Below are 17240 nucleotides of genomic sequence, written 5' to 3'. Positions count from 1 at the left end.
TTCGTTAAACCCGACAACCCATCGAGCCAGTCACGTCGGACACGCATCAGCGTGCTCCTCGTATCGCCTCGCCTTGAAGAAAGGGTGAACAGCATGTCCGCATCAATCACAGACGCCAAAGACCACGCTGCCGCAGCCGCTCCGATGAGAGCGCCGAACCGCGTCAAAGCCATCATGGGTGCCTGCTCGGGCAATCTGGTGGAGTGGTACGACTTTTTCATTTACGCCTACACCGCCATCTACTTTGCCGCTTCGTTTTTCCCCAAGGGGGACACCACCAGCCAGTTATTGTCGACTGCGGGTGTCTTCGCCGTCGGCTTTTTCATGCGCCCGCTCGGAGGCTGGATCTTCGGCTGGATTGCCGACACCCGTGGCCGCAAGGTGTCGATGATTATCTCGGTGTTCATGATGTGCGCCGGCTCGCTGCTGATCGCCGTCATGCCCACCTACGCAACCATAGGGGTCGCGGCACCAATCCTGCTGGTGGTGGCCAGGTTGATTCAGGGCCTGTCCGTCGGCGCGGAGTACGGCACCGGCGCCACCTACATCAGCGAAATTGCGACACCAGGTCGTCGCTGTTTCTATGGTTCCTTCCAGTACTTCACCATCATTGCCGGTCAGTTGCTGGCCTTGATGACCGTGGTCATTCTCCAGCAAACCCTGACCGGCGAAGAGTTGCGCGAATGGGGCTGGAGGATTCCGTTCTTCATCGGCGCCCTGAGCTCGATCGTGGTGGTGTATCTGCGGCGGGCCATGCATGAAACCGCAACCAAAAAAGACATGAACCGCAAAGATGCCGGCTCTCTGCGCGGCCTGTTCAAACACAAACGGGCGGTCGCTCTGGTGGTGGCGTTCACCATCGGTGGCTCGCTGTACTTCTACACTTTCACCACCTACATGCAGAAATTCCTGGTGATCTCCGCAGGCTTCAGCCCGGAAACGGTGAGCTTCATCATGACCGCCGCCCTGGTCGGCTTCATGCTCTGCCAGCCGCTCTTTGGTTTGCTCGCCGACCGCATCGGGATCAAGGCGCACATGCTGATGTTTTCCGGGTTGGCCATGTTGCTGGTGATTCCCCTGCTCTATTCATTGCAGTCGGTCAGCAGCCCGTTTATGGCGTTTCTGCTGGTGTTTGGCGGGCTGGCCATTGCCTCGCTCTACACCCCGATCGCCGGGATCGTCAAAGCCGAACTGTTCCCACCTGCCGTGCGCGCTCTGGGCGTGGGCTTTCCGTATGCCGTCGGCAATGCGGCATTCGGCGGCACTGCCGAGTACGTCGCCTTGTCGCTGCGATCCCAGGGGATCGAGGAGTATTTCTTTTTCTATGTCGCCGCGGTGGTGACCATCACCTTCATCGCCGCGATGTTGATGCCGAATCTGTCTCGCTACGGGTACATCAGCGGTTCCGGTGAGATCGAAGAGCGCACCGGGCTCAAGGGTTACTCAAAACCGAGCGCTGCCGGGGTCTGACCAAGAAATTTGAGCGCCAAAAGTCCTGTGGGAGCGCGCGGTGCCGCGATCCCACAGGTTCTGCGCCCTGTTTTGTTATTGCGCAGTGCTCGCCTGGAAATCGGCGATCTGTTGCCACATCGCGATCGGATTGGAATACATCGGGAAATGCCCACACTCGGGAATGGGCGCCAGCCGCACACCTTCTGCCTGGATGTGTGGCAAGTAGGACAATGACGCGTTCCGTTCGCCGTACATGAACATTCGCGGGCACTTCAACCCGAGGAACTTGCTCATCAGGTCGGCGTTATCGGAGAGGTCGACCATCGACTGAAAAATCCCTCGCACCGCACCGCCACGCACCTTGTGCCGCAAGCTCGCGGAATAGAGTGCGCTGGCATACGCCGGGGCGTGCCGGGCACGTTCGATGAAGGCGGCGAAAAACGCCTCGGGATCGTCGCTCGGATAATCGACTATCTGCCGGCTGAGGAAGCAGTCTTCCGGGGCGATATTGCCCTCGATATCGACGAAGCTGAGCACCCTATCCGGGAACTGATGGGCCAGCATCAGCGCGGTCAGCCCGCCCATTGAGTGGCCGACCAGATGGAAGCGCTCGATACCGAAATGCGCCAGCACTTGCAGCGCCGTCTGCAGCAGAAAGGGAATGGAAATCCTGGAAAGGTCACTGCACTGGCTTTCACCGCAACCCGGTGCGTCGTAAGCAACGAAAGGGTGACCGGCAAACGCGGGCTGATGCACGATATCGGCGTAGTCCTCCTTGGTCGAACCAAACCCATGCAGGAACACAATCGGCGCCAGGTGGCCGTCGCGATGGATGGCGGCCACGTTCAGCTGGACACCCTCCACCGTCAGAGGGAGTTGCACGTGAGTGAACGTTTCTGGTGAGGGCAAGATGTTGGACTCCTTGAGCGGAAAGGTTACGCCGAGCCTGGGTTGCCGGCAGCCAGGCTCGCAATTTCAAGGGAATCGGGTGTTCTGTAAATTCCTGATTGAGGAAGGCTTTCATAGGCCAATCCTATCAATCGGTGTTCGCACACAGTCCTTGGGCCAACTCACACCTTGGCCCGGAACCGGGCAACGACGTCCTCCACCACCGGATTGGGCCGATCGGCATTCCAGGCCACTGCGGTGGTCACGACATTGAGCTTCTGGCTCAGCGCCCGAAACACAACGTTGTCCGGCGCCAGTTTTTTCAGTGACGCCGGCACCAGTGCGATGCCTTGGCCATAGCTGACAAAAGCAATTTGCGAAGCGACGGAACGCACTTCATGCAGCACCCGAGGGGAAAACCCGCTGGCCCGGCAGGTCGCGATCAGATTGTCGAAGTACACCGGGCTGACCTTGCGGGAAAACATTACCAACGGCTCATTGGACAGACTGGACAGACTGATGCGTGTGCGCGAAGCCAAGGGGTGATCACTGGGCAGCGCCACCACCAGGCGATCCTCCAGCAGCGGCAGTGAATTGATCGAAGCGCCAAGATCACCGTCCAGCCGGGCGAAGGCCAAATCAATATCACCGGCCTCCAGCGCCGGGACGGCTTCGACGCTGTCGATTTCGCGCACGGACACGGTGAGGTGCGGGTAATCGTTCTTCAACTGCTCGATCAGCCCCGGCAACACATCGAACATCGCCGTGGAAATCGCACCAATGGTCAACATCCCCGACTGCCCCGCCACCGCCTCCTCCACGGCGAGTTCCAGACGCTCCAGTTGGTCGGCGAACTTGCGCACCGCCGGCAGGATCGCGGCGCCAACAGGGGTCAGTTTCGCCCCGCGTCGCGAACGGTCGAACAGCTTGACCTTGAGCGCCTGCTCCAACACCTGTATCTGCTCGCTCAGCGGTGGCTGGGACATGCCCAGGCGTTTGGCCGCGCGGCCGAAATTCTGTTCTTCGGCCACCGCGAGGAACAACCAGAGATGACGAATCAGACGAAAATTGATCATGGCTAATCCATAGGTTTAACGTATCTAACGTATCTGTGATTAGTAATATACCTATCAAATTGTCTCACTGACACTGGGCGCCTCCGTCACCACAGGGGCTTTCCCATGATCAATAAAAGTTTGCTGGATCGCTTGGCGGCGCTGGATACCAATACGGTTTCCGATGCGCTCGACTTCCTCGGCCTGCCGGGTGCCACCGTTGGGCTGCGCCCGTTGTGGAACTGCCCAAGGATCGTCGGCCGCGCCAGTACGGTGCTGCTGGCGCCAAAATCCGACAGTGCGCCCACGGTGCACCTGATTACCCCGGTGGTTGAACAGATCGACAGCGACGATCGCGTGCTGGTGATCGCCGGTGGTATCGAAGGCATCTCCTGCTGGGGTGACATCCTCGCCAACGCAGCGGCCGGCAAGAAAGTGCGCGGCACGGTGATCGACGGTTTCAGTCGCGACATCGACGGTAGCGAAGCCATCGGTTACCCGGTTTACGGCCGTGGCGTGACCATGATCAGCGCGCGCAATCGGGTGGTGCAGATCGATGCTGGCGTGACGATCAACGTCGCCGGCGTCGATGTCAGCGAGAACGACTATGTCATCGCCGATACCTGCGGCACGGTGTTCGTGCCCTCAACCCATATCGAGAAAGTGGTCGACCTTGGCGAGCGTATTGCTCGCCGCCAGGACGGCATGGTCGAGGCAGTCCGCAGCGGTCGCTCGGTAGCCGAAGTGATGCATGACACCCAATTCGAAGCGATCCACGTGGAGCACGCCTGATGAATATCGAAGACAAAGAACTGGTCGCCTTGTTTGAAGGTCTGGACACTCCGGGTGTCTCCGATGCCCTGGACAAACTAGGCCTGCCCGGCCAATGCCTCGGTGTGGCGCCCCTGGACAACTACAGCAAGGTCATCGTCGGTCCGGCGTTCACCGTGCAATACGTCTCGGCTAGCGTACCGCCTGGCACCGTGGGCGATTTCATCGACGACGTGGCGCCCGGCGACGTGGTGGTCATCGACAACAGCGGTCGCACCGACTGCACCGTCTGGGGCGACATCATGACCCAGTACGCCGGCACCCGGCAGATCGCCGCCACGGTCATCGACGGCGTATGCCGCGACGTGAACAAGGCGCTGGGCGATGGCTATCCGATCTTCAGCAAGGGCCGCTTCATGCGTACCGGCAAAGACCGGGTGCAGGTGCAGTCGGTCAACCAGCCAGTGTCGATCGGCACCGCACGGGTCTGCTCCCGAGACATCGTGGTCGCCGACGCCAACGGCGTGGTGATCGTGCCTCGCGCGCGTGCGGCGGAAGTGGCGGCGTGTGCCCGTCAGATCGAATCGGTCGAAGCCGACATTCGTGCCCTGATCGCTCAGGGCAAAACCCTTAAGGAAGCCCGGGCCGCCCTGGGCTACCACAGCCTGCAGAGGAAAGCCTGATGAGCACGCTCCCCTTCCCCGCGGATTTTCACCAACGGGCAAAAGTACTGGGCAGTTCGACGCTGTATGAAGCGTCCCATCTGCCCTGCGCGGTCGACAGTGTGATCCGCCCGATCTGGGACGGCGCCTTCATCGCCGCCCCCGCCTACCCGCTGGAATGTTCGCCGGGCGACAACCTGGCCCTGCACCTGGCGATGGAACGAGTGCCCCGTGGCAGCGTACTGGTCGTGGGCACGGGTGGTTTCATCGCCGGTTACTGGGGCGAAGTGCTCACCGTGGCGGCCGAAGCGGCTGGCGTGGTCGGTCTGGTGATCGATGGCGGCGTACGCGATATCGCGGCCCTGAAGAAACGCCAGTTCCCGGTATTTGCCCGTGGCATCTCGATCAAAGGCACGGTCAAGGCCAGCGCCCCGTCGGTGGGGCAACCGTTCAATTTCAACGGTGCCTTGGTGGCTCAGGGTGATCTGGTGGTGGCCGACGATGACGGCGTCATCATCATCCCCAAGGCGGATGCGGCGCGTACCCTGGCCGAAGGCGAGGTGCGCGCGAACAAGGAAACGCAGATGATGCAGGCGCTGACCGAAGGCCGCTCGCCCCTGGAATTGATGAACCTGACCGAGTGGAGAACCCGCGCATGAGCCTTGATATCCAACGACTGAACCAGCGCCTGGCCAGCGCGCAACCTTCCGCGACCTACCGGATCATGGACCGGGTGGCGGAACGCCGGGCACAAGGCGCGAAGATCATTTCGCTGTGCGCCGGCGAGCCCGACTTCGATACCCCCAGGCATGTGCGCGAAGCGGCCATTAATGCCATTGAACACGGCCATACCCGCTACACCCAGGTCGCCGGGGTCCGTTCACTGCGAGAAGCAGTGGCCGCCAAATTCCGCCGCGAGAATGGCCTGGACGTCACCTGGCAAGACACCCTCGTCTGCAACGGTGGCAAACAGGTGATCTACAACGCCCTGGCTGCAACACTCAACGAGGGCGACCAGGTTATCGTGCCGGCGCCGTACTGGGTCAGCTACCCGGAGATGGTGCAACTGTGCGGCGGTGAAGCGCGGATCGTCACCTGCGACGCCGACACCGGTTTCAAGCTGACGCCCCCGGCACTGGCCGCCGCGATCACCCCGCAAACCCGCTGGTTGATCCTCAACTCACCGTCCAATCCCACCGGCGCGGTGTACAGCGAGGCTGAGCTTCGCGCACTGGCGGCGGTGTTGCTGGATCACCCCCATGTACTGATCCTGGCCGACGACATCTATGAGCACCTGATCTTCGACGATCAAGCGTTCCATACCCTGGCCCAGGCGGAGCCACGACTGGCTCCGCGAACCCTGACCATGAACGGTGTCTCCAAGGCCTACGCCATGACCGGCTGGCGCATCGGTTTTGCCACCGGGCCGCGCTGGTTGCTGGAGGCCATGGAAAAACTGCAAGGCCAGCAAACCTCTGGCGCCAGTTCGATCTCGCAACAGGCGGCACTCGCAGCACTGGAGGGGCCTAAGGATTTCATCCACGAAAGCCGTGTCGTGTTCCAGCGCCGCCGAGATTTGATGGTGACGCTGCTAAACGACATTCCAGGACTCGAATGCGCGGCTCCAGCAGGTGCGTTCTATGCATTCGCCTCCTGCGCCGGACTGATTGGCCGAACATCCCCAGGCGGGCGAGTTCTGCACACCGACGAAGATGTGGCGCATGCGCTGCTCGACGAAGCGGATGTGGCCGTGGTGCATGGCAGCGCCTTTGGCCTTGGCCCCTATATTCGCATTGCCTATGCTCTGGATGACGCTTCATTGTGTCAGGCTTGCGAGGCCATCCGGGCGTTCTGTAGCGCCCTGCGTTAACCCGTAGGTGAAGAACGTGCAATATTTCGCACTCGATTACACTTGCAGCGATCGGCAGATTCCTGCTGAGAACTGCAGCTTCGAGGCTTCTAGATGAATATGATCGAGGCGATGGAGATATTCGTTGCTGTTGTTGAGCAACGTAGCTATACGCGCGCAGCGGAAGCTCTCCAGTTGCACCGCCCTGCACTCTCGAAGGCTATCCAGAACCTTGAGAGTGAATTGAACGTCCAGCTGCTTCATAGAACCACTCGACGGGTCAACGTCACTCCGGAGGGTGAGGAGTTTTACAACCGATGTAAGCAATTATTGGGCGATCTTGCAGATACCTTCGACTGGTTTTCGCCCACACGCCCACCGCGAGGCAAGCTACGGGTGGACGTTCCTGTCGTACTGGCAAAAGCGATCATCATTCCTGCGCTTCCCGGATTTCGAGACCTCTACCCACAAGTCGAACTGACGCTGGGATCGACTGATCATCAAATTGATCTCATTGCTGAGGGCATAGATTGCGCCGTCCGCCTGGGCGAGCTGGACGACTCGAGTTTGATAGCGCGCCGTATCGGGTTGGTGCCTATGGTGACCTGTGCCGCGCCTTCTTATTTTGAGCGATTCGGTACGCCTAAATCCCTGGATGAACTGGATAACCACCTGGCAGTCAACTTCCTCATTGAGCATCGACGCAAGATCATGCCGTGGAAATTTCAGGATGGAGATGGCGTCATTTCCGTCAAAGTCCAAAGCGGGATCGTGGTCGACGACTCCGAAGCTTTTCTCTCTTGCGGCCTGGCCGGGCTCGGATTGCTTCAAGGATTGCGGCCCTCGCTACAGAGGCATATCGACTCGGGAGAACTGATTGAAGTCCTTCCGCAACTGCGTACAGTCGCAAAGCCCGTATCAATGCTCCTGACCGACCGTCGTCACCTTTCACCAAAAGTTCGTGTGTTCATGGAGTGGTTGATGGAACTGTTCTCCGAGGCAGGTCTTAAGTGAGAGCGATTGGTAACGACACGGTACTAATCAAGTTCTAATCGGGCCGTTTATCCCCCATTCAGCAAGGCCTAAATTGCTCCTCGAATCAGGGCGAACACTCAGTTCGTCCCACTGTATTTTTCAATCTGTCTATTCGAGGACTCGCCATGGATATGCAACTTGCTGGAAAAACTGCTTTGGTAACCGGTGCTAGCCAAGGGCTCGGACGAGCCATTGTCAAAAGCCTGGCCGCTGAAGGTGTGAAGGTATTTGCTACTGCGCGAAACGAAGAGCTGTTGGTCAGTTTGGTAGGCGAAATCACCGATGCGGGTGGTATAGCACCGATCACGTTCGTTCAGGATTTTGTCGCGGCTGACGGCCCAGAAAGAATTGCAAGTGCTGCTCTGGCCGCTATGGGTCACATCGACATCCTGGTCAACAACGCGGGCGGCAGCCGTCCGATGGACATTGATGCTCCTGAAGAACAATGGATCGAAGGCATGACGCTGAACTTTGACCGTCATCGTCAGCTGACCCAAAAACTGTTGCCAAACTTCCTTCAGCGTAAGTCCGGAGCAATCATCAGCCTCTCCGGCAATCTTGAGCCGGAAGTCGTCAACGCGGCAATGGTGGCTAAAGCCGGTATCGTCGTATGGTCAAAAGGTCTTTCTGAACAGCTTGGCCAGCACGGTATCACGGTGAACTGTGTACAGCCTGGGCTGATCGATACGGCTCAGATCCGCCGTCTGTATCCGGGCGAAGAGCGTAAAAAATTCGCCGACCGAGAAATTGCACTGCGTGACTTTGGCCAGCCTGAAGATGTGGCTAACGCAGTCACCTTCCTTGCTTCCCCTCGCGCAAGCTACATCACCGGCACCGTATTGCTGGTGGATGGCGGTATGCGTCGCTACTCGTTCTAACTCACCCGTCTCAGGTCTCGGGCCACCGCCACGATCGGATGGTTCCCTGCCCTTGAGCAGAGGGAGCAATGCAGATGACAACGGCTGTAATGAAGTTTCCTGATGGACTTGATCAGGGTATTTTTTCCAAAGTTTTTCGACCGGGTGCGCTTACCTTCGGATTGATTGCACCGCTAGAGGGCTATCCGGAATCTGCTATTCCGACGATGCACCAACATACTGAGTTGGCGAAACAAGCAGACGAAGGCGGCTTCTCCGCCATCTGGCTTAGAGATGTTCCATTCTTTGATCCATCGTTCGGTGATGTCGGCCAGATCTACGACCCGATGGTGTACGGTGCATGGCTTGCTGCTGCAACGCGGAACATCGCAATTGGCACCGCCGGAATAGTCCTTCCTCTCAGAGACCCATTGATTGTCGCCAAACAGGCAACCTCTCTGGATCATTTGACTGGAGGCCGCTTTCTGCTCGGGCTGTCTACTGGGGATAGACCTATTGAATACCCGGCGTTCGGTAGCGACTTCAACAACAGATCCGAAAGGTTCCGCGCAGCTCATGCACTTTTACGGGTTGTCACGGAGCAAAGCTTTCCCATCCACGAGAGCGCCTTTTACGGATCACTGGAGGGCGCGCTGGATTTGATTCCAAAGCCCTTCCAGGCTCGCTTGCCGATGCTTGCGATTGGTCGCTGTGGACAAGAAATAGAATGGCTGGCATCCCATTTGGACGGCTGGATCTGGCACCAGAGTAACTTCGAACAATTGCCAGCTGTCATTGATCTCTGGCGAAAAAGTTGTGGCCCTGAAGTGTTCAAACCCTACGGTTATGGTGCTTTCTTCGAGCTCGACAAAGACCCGAATGCGCCATTACGCACAGGTCGTGGATTACACGCAGGTCGCAATGCGTTGATCGATTTGTGGGAGCGCCAACGTGAAGAGGGTGTCTCTCACGTTGCGTTGAACCTGAGACTGTCCCAGAGAGCGGTGAGCGATACATTGGACGAGCTTGCTGAATACGTTATTCCACTTTTCGCTTGCTGATCGGCGCTTCGACAGAGCCTGTGTTACCTCGTTGCTTTTCGCCACAAGCAGACCTTCGGGGCGGCTTATCCAAGCGGACGGATCATGCCCGTTCGGCCACCCTCTTTCATCAATAAAAGTGATCTGTTGAGCGGAATATTTGTCGCTTTTTTTGCAGATTCACACTCATTACTTTGGCCGGACAACACCTACAAAAACAAGGTCCAGCCCATGTCTATGCCTGAAGTCATAAAACCTGCTGTGCGCAGCAATTACCGCTGGGTGGTTGCGGCCCTGATTTTTCTGATTTACACCATCGCTGCCGCCGACCGGGCCAACCTGGGTGTCGCGCTGCCGTTCATTCGTAAAGAGTTTGAAATGAGCAATGCCGAGGCCGGTGGCTTGATGAGCCTGTTTCTGCTGGCCTATGCCCTGGCACAAATCCCTTCCGGGCTTGCCTTCGGCCGTTACGGCGTCAGCAGGATCCTGCCTGGCGCCATGGTGCTGACCTCATTGCTGACCGGTCTGGTGGGTACTGCCAGCTCACTGTTGGCATTGAAACTGTATCGCCTGGGACTTGGCGTCGCTGAAGGCCCACTGCCGATCAGCATGACCACGACCATCAACAACTGGTTTCCAGCGCGGGAAAAAGGCACCGCGTCAGGGATCTTTCTGTCCGCCGTCAAGTTCGGGCCAGTGATCGTGCCACCGCTCTGTGCAGTGATCATTTCGGTATGGGGCTGGCGAGAGATCTTCTACATTTTCGCCCTGCCCGGCATCGTACTGGCGGTGATCTGGTACTTCATGGTCACCGATCACCCCTCCCGGAGCCGGTTCGTCAACGCAGCCGAACTCAACTACATCATCGAAGAAACCGGCAGCACTGAAGCGACTCAGCCAACCCGCCCCCGGAAGATTCCAGCCTGGGTGGGCAAACTCGATCGAGTCATACGTGCACGCCATGAAACGCCCCTGGAAACCAACCGGCAGGTGTTCAAGTCCTGGAACATCTGGGGCTGCGCCACCAGTTATTGCTTCCAACTGGGCGTATCGAGCGTACTGCTGGCCTGGATTCCGACCTACCTGATGACGGTCAAACAGTTCTCGATCATGAACATGGGGCTGGTGTCGGCTGCGCCATGGGTGGGCGCCGTGCTCGGCAACCTGCTGGGTGGTTTCTGCTCGGACCGGCTAATGGGCGGGCGGCGCAAACCCGGCATGCTGCTGTCTGCGCTCGGCACGTCGCTGATGATGTATCTGCTGATCAATTCGCCCGCCGACCCCCTGCCCTATGGCTTGTTGCTGATGCTGACCGGCGTTGTGCTGAGCCTGGGCTTCTCCTCCTACATGGTCTACCCAATGGGCCTGACCACCAAAAAGACGTTCCCCATTTCCAACGCCATCGTGAACATGATCGGTCAGTTGGGCGCGGCGGCCACACCCTTCATTACCGGGCTGCTGCTGGACAACTATGGCTGGAACTATGTGTTCGCCTGGCTGGCAGTCGGCTCATTTATCAGCTTCATCCTCTTGCTGACCATTTCCGAGCCTCGGGCGAGATTGAACGCCCCGGTTTGAAGTGCATTGCGAACAAAGCCGAGCCGCTCATGTGAGCGGCTTCTGTTTGAACGATTCTGTCATCACTGCGAGGCGTTACACATGTCCCCCCAAGACAAAGAATTGGTTGCCCTGTTTGAAGGCCTGGATACGCCGGGTGTGTCCGATGCCCTGGATAAGCTGGGCCTGCCTGGCCAGTGCCTGGGCATCATGCCACTGGACAACTATCGGCAAGTGGTGGTCGGGCCAGCCTTCACCGTGCGCTACGTCAGCGCCAGTTGCCCGCCGGGAACGGTCGGAGATTTCATCGACGATGTGGCCGAAGGCGACGTGGTGGTGATCGACAACGACGGGCGCACCGATTGCACCGTCTGGGGCGACATCATGACCCAGTATGCCGGGAGCCAACGGATTGCAGCGACCGTTATCGACGGTGTCTGCCGAGATGTCAGCAAGGCACTCGGTGATGGCTATCCACTGTTCAGCAAAGGCCGGTTCATGCGTACCGGCAAAGATCGGGTCGAAGTAGCGTCGGTCAATCAGCCGGTGTCCATCGGCCAAGCCCGCGTGTGCGCCAGAGACATTGTGGTCGCCGATGCCAACGGCGTGGTCATCGTGCCTCGGGAGCGTGCCAGTGAAGTGGCCGCCTGCGCCCGCTCGATCGAAGCGGTGGAAGCCCGTATCCGCGCCCTGATCGCTGAAGGCAAATCCCTCAGGGAGGCCAGGTCAGAGCTGGGTTATCACACCCTGCAACGCAAGTCCTGATCATGACAAAGGGCGAGCATCCACCTCTGTGAATGCTCACCCTTTGATCTTGAAGGTGCACCGATAACAGGTCAGACCGTCAGCGGTTTTTCTCCTGTATCACCCTGAACATCCAGCGCAGTTGCATGACGCTCGGCCTCATCCTCACTCACCAACTCGCCCTCCCATTTGGCCACCACCGCGGTTGCGATGGAATTGCCCACCGCGTTGGTCGCCGAGCGGCCCATGTCGAGGAAGGTGTCGATCCCCAGAATCAGCAGCAAACCGGCTTCGGGAATATCGAACTGAGTCAGGGTCGCTGCAATAACCACTAGCGAAGCACGCGGCACGCCGGCCATGCCTTTGGAGGTCAACATCAGCGTCAACAGCATGGTGATCTGCGTACCGATAGACATCTCGATGCCATATGCCTGAGCGATGAACAGCACGGCAAAGGTGCAGTACATCATCGAGCCGTCCAGATTGAAGGAATAGCCCATGGGCATGACGAAACTGGAGATTCTGCGTTTGACCCCAAAACGATCCAGCGCGTGAAGAATCTTCGGGTAAGCCGACTCGGAACTGGCAGTGGCAAAAGACAGAAGGAAAGCTTCTCTGATCAACACCACCAGTTTGAACACACGCCGTCCGAGGAACATCCAGCCGGCAAACACCAACATGGCCCAGAGCACGATCAGCCCGAGATAGAAGTCGCGCATGAACACGGCGAACTTGACCAGAATGGACAGGCCGTTGATGGCAACGGTCGCTGCCATGGCCGCCATCACCGCCAGTGGTGCAAGCTTCATCACATAACCGGTGACCTTCAACATTGCGTGGGACAGGTCTTCGATGACATTCACCAGGCCGGCGGCTTTCTTGCCCAAGGAGGCCAACGCAACGCCGAAAAATATCGAGAACACCACGATTTGCAGAATTTCGTTGGTGGCCATGGCCTCTGCGAAGGATTTGGGCACCAGATGGGTCATGAAATCCTTGAGGGTGAATACCGACGTTTGCAAGTTGGTCGTACTGGTCACGTCTGGCAGCGGCAATCCCAGGTTGTGCCCGGGCTGCAACATGTTCGCCATGACCAACCCCACCGACAGCGAGATCAATGAGGCTGTCACGAACCAGCCCAGTGCCTTGCCGAATACCCGGCCGATAGCGCTTGCATCCCCCATATGAGCGATGCCCACCACCAGGGTCGAGAACACCAGAGGAGCGATGAGCATTTTGATCAGGCGTAGAAAAATGTCAGAGATGATCGAGATGTAACCGGCGATCCTGGTCGCCATCGCTTTGTCCGGGAAGTTCAGGAAAATCATGTAACCGATAAGAACCCCCAATAGCATGGCGATCAGAATGCCTGCCGCAGCCGGTAGCCTGTTTTTCATTAGGTGTAACCCCTTCTTATTGTTGTTGCGTCGGTTACGCGCTGTAACCCCGTAGCCGGAAAACTACCCTAGCCCCACCTCCTCAATAAGAGCGGATCACGCTCTAGCTGATATGCCCGAATGCTATGGCCCGGCGCCCAGGCTCGGCACCTTTGCGCAAGGCTGCTGCTCGGTTTTGCTCTTCCCATAATGTGTGGTTATCGCCGTTCCCTGCTGCGCCACGCACTCACCTCCAAGCTATACAAAACAGGCATATCTCAAAGACAAAAACGGTAGTCGTCGGCAGCAATCAGCACTCCCAGAATGTGTGAAAACACAAAAGCAGCACTGCTTGGGAGACTGGCATGTCAACAGAAGCTGAACAAACCGTGGGACAGGATTGGCAGGAGGACGTGTTCCGCGTGCTCAAGGCCCACGACGTCAAACATGTGGTCTTCGTACCGGATGCAGGCCACTCGGCGGCCATCCGCATGTCGTATGCCGACCCGGACATCAAGGCCGTCGTCCTCACCACCGAAGAAGAAGGCATCGGCTACCTCGCCGGCGCCTGGCTGGGCGGTGAGCGCGGCGCACTCTTGATGCAATCCAGCGGTGTCGGCAACTGCATCAACACCCTGGCACTGCAGGTCTGTGCCGGTTTCCCGCTGTTGATGGTGGTGACCATGCGCGGTGACTGGGCCGAGTTCAACGCGTGGCAGAACCCGATGGGCCAGGCCACCGAAACCTCCCTGAACCTGATGAAAGTCATGACCTGGCGCGCCGACGTTCCCGAAGACGTCGCCCCGCTGCTGCACGGTGCCGCGACCATGGCATTCAACGGTGATTCGTCCACTGCCCTGCTGCTCGGCCAGCGCCTGATCGGAGAAAAGAAATGGGTCAAGTAAGCGCCAACCACATCCTGTGCCGCCGCGAAGTGGTCAAGGCCTTGCTGGCCGACCGCAAAGACGTGCTGGTCGTGACCGGCCTGGGCTCGGCGTCCTATGACGTCATGGCCGCCGGCGACCACGATCTGAATTACTACCTCTGGGCCGCCATGGGCAGTGCCATCACGGTCGGCCTGGGCCTGGCGAATGCCCAGCCGGACAAGTCGGTGGTGGTGGTCACCGGCGACGGCGAGTTGCTCATGGGCTTCGGCGCACTGGCCACCGTCGCGCTGCAAAAACCCGCCAACCTGACCATCGCCGTGCTGGATAACGGTCACTTTGGCGAAACCGGCATGCAAGTCAGCCACGCGGGTTTTGGTATTTCCCTGGACCAAGTGGCGAAGACCTGCGGCTTCAGCTGGACCGACGAAATCCGTGACATGCAAGGCGTGCATGACCTGCGCGAGCGCTTCGCCACCCGCGACGGCGTCAAGCTCGCAACGATCAAGATCAAAGCTGAAAACCCGCCACGGGTGCTGCCACCGCGTGATGGTCACTACATCAAGAATCGCTTTCGTGCTGCGCTGGGTTTCAACCCGATCTGATTGCGCCCTACCCGGACCGAGTCACGCCGGGCTGATGCCAGGCGTGGCACGTTGAGGAGAATAATAATGACTGATCGCAACGCTGAAGAACTCAATGCCATCCGCGAGGGCGTACGCGCTCTTTGCGCAGAATTCGATGCCGCTTACTGGCGCAAAATCGACGAAGAAAAAGGCTTTCCGGAAACCTTCGTCAAGGCCCTGACCGATGCCGGCTGGTTGGCGGCGATGATCCCGGTTGAATACGGCGGCTCCGGCCTGGGGCTGGCCGAGGCCTCGGTGATCCTCGAAGAGGTGAACCGCTGCGGCGGCAACTCCGGGACCGTGCACGGGCAGATGTACAACATGTTCACCCTGCTGCGACACGGCAACGAGGCGCAGAAAAGCTACTACCTGCCGAAGCTGGCCAACGGTGAATTGCGCCTGCAATCGATGGGCGTGACCGAACCCACCACCGGCACCGACACCACCAAGATCAAGACTACTGCCGTACGCAAAGGCGACAAGTACGTGATCAACGGGCAGAAGGTGTGGATCTCGCGCGTTCAGCATTCCGACCTGATGATCCTGCTGGCACGCACCACGCCGTTGGCCGACGTGAAGAAAAAGTCCGAAGGCATGTCGATCTTCCTCGTCGACCTGCGCGAGGCCATCGGCAATGGCATGACCGTGCAGCCCATCGCCAACATGGTCAACCACGAGACCAACGAGTTGTTCTTCGACAACCTGGAAATCCCCGCTGACAGCCTGATTGGCGAAGAAGGCAAAGGCTTCCGGTACATCCTCGACGGACTGAATGCCGAACGCACCTTGATCGCCGCCGAGTGCATCGGTGACGGTCGCTGGTTTATCGAAAAGGCCAGTGCCTATGCCCGCGACCGCGTGGTGTTCGGGCGCCCGATCGGGCAGAACCAGGGCGTGCAGTTCCCGATCGCCGAAGCCCACATCGAAATCGAAGCGGCCGACCTGATGCGCTGGCGTGCCTGCGAGGAATACGACAGCGGCATCAACGCCGGGGCCAGCGCCAACATGGCCAAGTACCTGGCGGCCAAGGCGTCCTGGGAGGCCGCGAATGCTTGCCTGCAAACCCACGGCGGATTTGGCTTTGCCTGCGAATACGACGTCGAGCGCAAGTTCCGCGAAACCCGTCTGTATCAGGTCGCACCCATCTCCACCAACCTGATCCTGTCGTACGTTGCCGAACACCTGCTCGAACTGCCGCGCTCTTTCTAATAACAAGAGAGATAAACATCATGAGCCAGCCCAAAGGCCTCCGCCCGCTCGATGGCATTACCGTCGTCAGCCTTGAGCATGCCATTGCAGCGCCCTTCTGCACCCGCCAACTGGCCGACCTCGGCGCCCGGGTGATCAAGGTCGAACGTCCAGGCACAGGTGATTTCGCCCGGGGCTACGACCAACGCGTCAACGGCCTGGCTTCGCACTTCGTCTGGACCAACCGTTCGAAAGAAAGCCTGACCCTCGACCTGAAGCAGGACTCGGCCACCGAGGTGCTGGACAGTTTGCTGGCCACTGCCGACGTGCTCGTACAGAACCTGGCACCCGGTGCCGCTGCGCGGATGGGATTGTCATTTGAGGTGTTGCACCAGCGCTTTCCACGCCTGATTGTCTGTGACATTTCAGGCTATGGCGTCGGTGGTCCCTATGAGAAGAAGAAAGCCTACGACTTGCTGATCCAGAGTGAAGGCGGCTTTCTATCGGTCACCGGCAGTCCGGGCGAGGACGAAATGGCCAAGGCCGGTTGCTCCATCGCCGACATCGCGGCCGGCATGTACGCCTACACCGGGATTCTGTCTGCCCTGCTGCTGCGCGAACGGACCGGCGAAGGCAGCCACCTCGATGTGTCGATGCTCGAAAGCCTGGTCGAGTGGATGAATTACCCGATGTACTACGCCTACGACGGTGCGCCTCCACCCCCTCGCGCCGGTGCAGCGCACGCCACCATTTACCCCTATGGCCCCTTCCCCATCGGTGACGGCACCACCGTGATGCTGGGTTTGCAGAACGAGCGTGAATGGCAGCTGTTTTGCGAGAAGGTGCTGCTTGCCCCCGAACTGGCAAAAGACCCGCGTTTCTCGGCCAACTTCAAACGCGTCGAGAACCGCAATGCGCTACGGGAACTGATCATCGAATCGTTCTCCACGCTCAACTTCGATGCAGTGATCGATCGCCTCGACCATGCGCAAATTGCCAACGCCCGGGTGAATGACATGCAAGGTGTCTGGGACCACCCGCAACTTCAGGCCCGTGACCGTTGGCGAGCCGTTGAAACCTCTGCCGGCCCCATTCCAAGCCTGATCCCGCCCGGCAGCAGCAGCGCATTCGAGCCGCGCATGGATGCCGTACCGGGCCTTGGTCAACACACCGAACAGTTGCTCAGGGAACTGGGGCTGGGCGCGGAGCGCATTGAAGAAATGCGCGCCGCCGGGGCCATCTGACTGCAACGATAA

The 17240-nt window shown here is 59.0% G+C and carries 17 protein-coding genes; 14 read left to right on the top strand and 3 right to left on the bottom strand.

Annotated elements, in window-relative coordinates:
* The first annotated feature begins 93 nt into the window (after positions 1-93).
* Positions 94-1470 carry an MFS family transporter gene (locus FFH90_RS10195; RefSeq protein ID WP_138867091.1) on the top strand — a complete coding sequence of 459 codons (1377 nt, stop codon included), beginning with the start codon at positions 94-96 and terminating at the stop codon, positions 1468-1470.
* A 75-nt stretch (positions 1471-1545) separates the two neighbouring features.
* On the opposite strand, the gene FFH90_RS10190 is transcribed toward FFH90_RS10195, so the two are convergent.
* Positions 1546-2361 carry an alpha/beta fold hydrolase gene (locus FFH90_RS10190; RefSeq protein ID WP_138867090.1) on the bottom strand — a complete coding sequence of 272 codons (816 nt, stop codon included), beginning with the start codon at positions 2359-2361 and terminating at the stop codon, positions 1546-1548.
* 161 nt (positions 2362-2522) lie between these two features.
* On the bottom strand, positions 2523-3416 hold the full coding sequence (locus FFH90_RS10185; RefSeq protein ID WP_018928348.1) for a LysR family transcriptional regulator: 894 nt from the start codon (positions 3414-3416) through the stop codon (positions 2523-2525).
* Positions 3417-3521: 105 nt separating this feature from the next.
* On the opposite strand from FFH90_RS10185, the gene FFH90_RS10180 reads away from it, so the two are divergent.
* The 9 genes from FFH90_RS10180 to FFH90_RS10140 all read left to right on the top strand — a co-directional run bounded on the left by FFH90_RS10180 (position 3522) and on the right by FFH90_RS10140 (position 11931).
* Positions 3522-4187, top strand: coding sequence for an RraA family protein (locus FFH90_RS10180; RefSeq protein WP_111453658.1), 666 nt, complete (start codon positions 3522-3524; stop codon positions 4185-4187).
* Positions 4187-4849 (top strand): RraA family protein, encoded by a 663-nt coding sequence (locus FFH90_RS10175; RefSeq protein WP_138867089.1) that lies wholly within the window; start codon positions 4187-4189, stop codon positions 4847-4849. The genes FFH90_RS10180 and FFH90_RS10175 overlap by 1 nt, the downstream gene beginning before the upstream one ends.
* Positions 4849-5487, top strand: a complete 639-nt coding sequence (locus FFH90_RS10170) for an RraA family protein (protein WP_138867088.1) — start codon at positions 4849-4851, stop codon at positions 5485-5487. The genes FFH90_RS10175 and FFH90_RS10170 overlap by 1 nt, the downstream gene beginning before the upstream one ends.
* A complete protein-coding gene (locus FFH90_RS10165; RefSeq protein WP_138867087.1) occupies positions 5484-6698 on the top strand; it encodes a pyridoxal phosphate-dependent aminotransferase in 1215 nt (404 codons plus the stop codon). The genes FFH90_RS10170 and FFH90_RS10165 overlap by 4 nt, the downstream gene beginning before the upstream one ends.
* Positions 6699-6791: 93 nt before the next feature.
* Positions 6792-7691: a LysR family transcriptional regulator gene (locus tag FFH90_RS10160; protein WP_138867086.1), complete on the top strand. Its 900-nt coding sequence runs from the start codon at positions 6792-6794 to the stop codon at positions 7689-7691.
* 146 nt (positions 7692-7837) lie between these two features.
* Positions 7838-8590: an SDR family NAD(P)-dependent oxidoreductase gene (locus tag FFH90_RS10155; protein WP_138867085.1), complete on the top strand. Its 753-nt coding sequence runs from the start codon at positions 7838-7840 to the stop codon at positions 8588-8590.
* Positions 8591-8664: 74 nt separating this feature from the next.
* Positions 8665-9630 carry an LLM class oxidoreductase gene (locus tag FFH90_RS10150; RefSeq protein ID WP_138867084.1) on the top strand — a complete coding sequence of 322 codons (966 nt, stop codon included), beginning with the start codon at positions 8665-8667 and terminating at the stop codon, positions 9628-9630.
* 210 nt (positions 9631-9840) lie between these two features.
* The gene (locus FFH90_RS10145) at positions 9841-11187 is read left to right on the top strand and encodes an MFS transporter (RefSeq protein WP_256663681.1); all 1347 of its coding nucleotides are present in this window, start codon (positions 9841-9843) and stop codon (positions 11185-11187) included.
* A gap of 81 nt (positions 11188-11268) precedes the next feature.
* Entirely contained in the window at positions 11269-11931 is a 663-nt protein-coding gene (locus FFH90_RS10140; protein WP_018928358.1) for an RraA family protein, read from the top strand.
* 71 nt (positions 11932-12002) lie between these two features.
* Here the strand turns inward: FFH90_RS10140 and FFH90_RS10135 are convergent, their stop codons facing one another.
* Positions 12003-13307 (bottom strand): dicarboxylate/amino acid:cation symporter, encoded by a 1305-nt coding sequence (locus FFH90_RS10135; RefSeq protein WP_111453654.1) that lies wholly within the window; start codon positions 13305-13307, stop codon positions 12003-12005.
* Between the two features lie 344 nt (positions 13308-13651).
* Here FFH90_RS10135 and FFH90_RS10130 point away from each other — a divergent pair, with 344 nt between their 5' ends.
* The 4 genes from FFH90_RS10130 to FFH90_RS10115 all read left to right on the top strand — a co-directional run bounded on the left by FFH90_RS10130 (position 13652) and on the right by FFH90_RS10115 (position 17228).
* Positions 13652-14191 (top strand): thiamine pyrophosphate-binding protein, encoded by a 540-nt coding sequence (locus FFH90_RS10130; protein ID WP_138867083.1) that lies wholly within the window; start codon positions 13652-13654, stop codon positions 14189-14191.
* On the top strand, positions 14179-14775 hold the full coding sequence (locus FFH90_RS10125) for a thiamine pyrophosphate-dependent enzyme (RefSeq protein ID WP_138867082.1): 597 nt from the start codon (positions 14179-14181) through the stop codon (positions 14773-14775). The genes FFH90_RS10130 and FFH90_RS10125 overlap by 13 nt, the downstream gene beginning before the upstream one ends.
* Positions 14776-14841: 66 nt before the next feature.
* Positions 14842-16005, top strand: coding sequence for an acyl-CoA dehydrogenase family protein (locus FFH90_RS10120; protein WP_018928362.1), 1164 nt, complete (start codon positions 14842-14844; stop codon positions 16003-16005).
* A 20-nt stretch (positions 16006-16025) separates the two neighbouring features.
* Entirely contained in the window at positions 16026-17228 is a 1203-nt protein-coding gene (locus tag FFH90_RS10115; protein WP_168206158.1) for a CaiB/BaiF CoA-transferase family protein, read from the top strand.
* Positions 17229-17240: the final 12 nt, after the last annotated feature.

Source organism: Pseudomonas sp. ATCC 43928, from assembly GCF_005938665.2.
GTDB lineage: Bacteria > Pseudomonadota > Gammaproteobacteria > Pseudomonadales > Pseudomonadaceae > Aquipseudomonas.
Note: the sequence above shows the minus strand (reverse complement) of the source record. Positions and strands in the feature narration are given on the sequence as shown.

What these genes read in the sequence shown, in the direction of transcription:
- FFH90_RS10175 (WP_138867089.1), top strand. Translation starts at nt 4,187, where the DNA reads ATGAATATCGAAGACAAAGAACTGGTCGCCTTGTTTGAAGGTCTGGAC.
- FFH90_RS10140 (WP_018928358.1), top strand. Translation starts at nt 11,269, where the DNA reads ATGTCCCCCCAAGACAAAGAATTGGTTGCCCTGTTTGAAGGCCTGGAT.
- FFH90_RS10165 (WP_138867087.1), top strand. Translation starts at nt 5,484, where the DNA reads ATGAGCCTTGATATCCAACGACTGAACCAGCGCCTGGCCAGCGCGCAA.
- FFH90_RS10130 (WP_138867083.1), top strand. Translation starts at nt 13,652, where the DNA reads ATGTCAACAGAAGCTGAACAAACCGTGGGACAGGATTGGCAGGAGGAC.
- FFH90_RS10155 (WP_138867085.1), top strand. Translation starts at nt 7,838, where the DNA reads ATGGATATGCAACTTGCTGGAAAAACTGCTTTGGTAACCGGTGCTAGC.
- FFH90_RS10145 (WP_256663681.1), top strand. Translation starts at nt 9,841, where the DNA reads ATGTCTATGCCTGAAGTCATAAAACCTGCTGTGCGCAGCAATTACCGC.
- FFH90_RS10125 (WP_138867082.1), top strand. Translation starts at nt 14,179, where the DNA reads ATGGGTCAAGTAAGCGCCAACCACATCCTGTGCCGCCGCGAAGTGGTC.
- FFH90_RS10120 (WP_018928362.1), top strand. Translation starts at nt 14,842, where the DNA reads ATGACTGATCGCAACGCTGAAGAACTCAATGCCATCCGCGAGGGCGTA.
- FFH90_RS10180 (WP_111453658.1), top strand. Translation starts at nt 3,522, where the DNA reads ATGATCAATAAAAGTTTGCTGGATCGCTTGGCGGCGCTGGATACCAAT.
- FFH90_RS10115 (WP_168206158.1), top strand. Translation starts at nt 16,026, where the DNA reads ATGAGCCAGCCCAAAGGCCTCCGCCCGCTCGATGGCATTACCGTCGTC.
- FFH90_RS10170 (WP_138867088.1), top strand. Translation starts at nt 4,849, where the DNA reads ATGAGCACGCTCCCCTTCCCCGCGGATTTTCACCAACGGGCAAAAGTA.
- FFH90_RS10135 (WP_111453654.1), bottom strand. Translation starts at nt 13,307, where the DNA reads ATGAAAAACAGGCTACCGGCTGCGGCAGGCATTCTGATCGCCATGCTA.
- FFH90_RS10150 (WP_138867084.1), top strand. Translation starts at nt 8,665, where the DNA reads ATGACAACGGCTGTAATGAAGTTTCCTGATGGACTTGATCAGGGTATT.
- FFH90_RS10160 (WP_138867086.1), top strand. Translation starts at nt 6,792, where the DNA reads ATGAATATGATCGAGGCGATGGAGATATTCGTTGCTGTTGTTGAGCAA.
- FFH90_RS10185 (WP_018928348.1), bottom strand. Translation starts at nt 3,416, where the DNA reads ATGATCAATTTTCGTCTGATTCGTCATCTCTGGTTGTTCCTCGCGGTG.
- FFH90_RS10195 (WP_138867091.1), top strand. Translation starts at nt 94, where the DNA reads ATGTCCGCATCAATCACAGACGCCAAAGACCACGCTGCCGCAGCCGCT.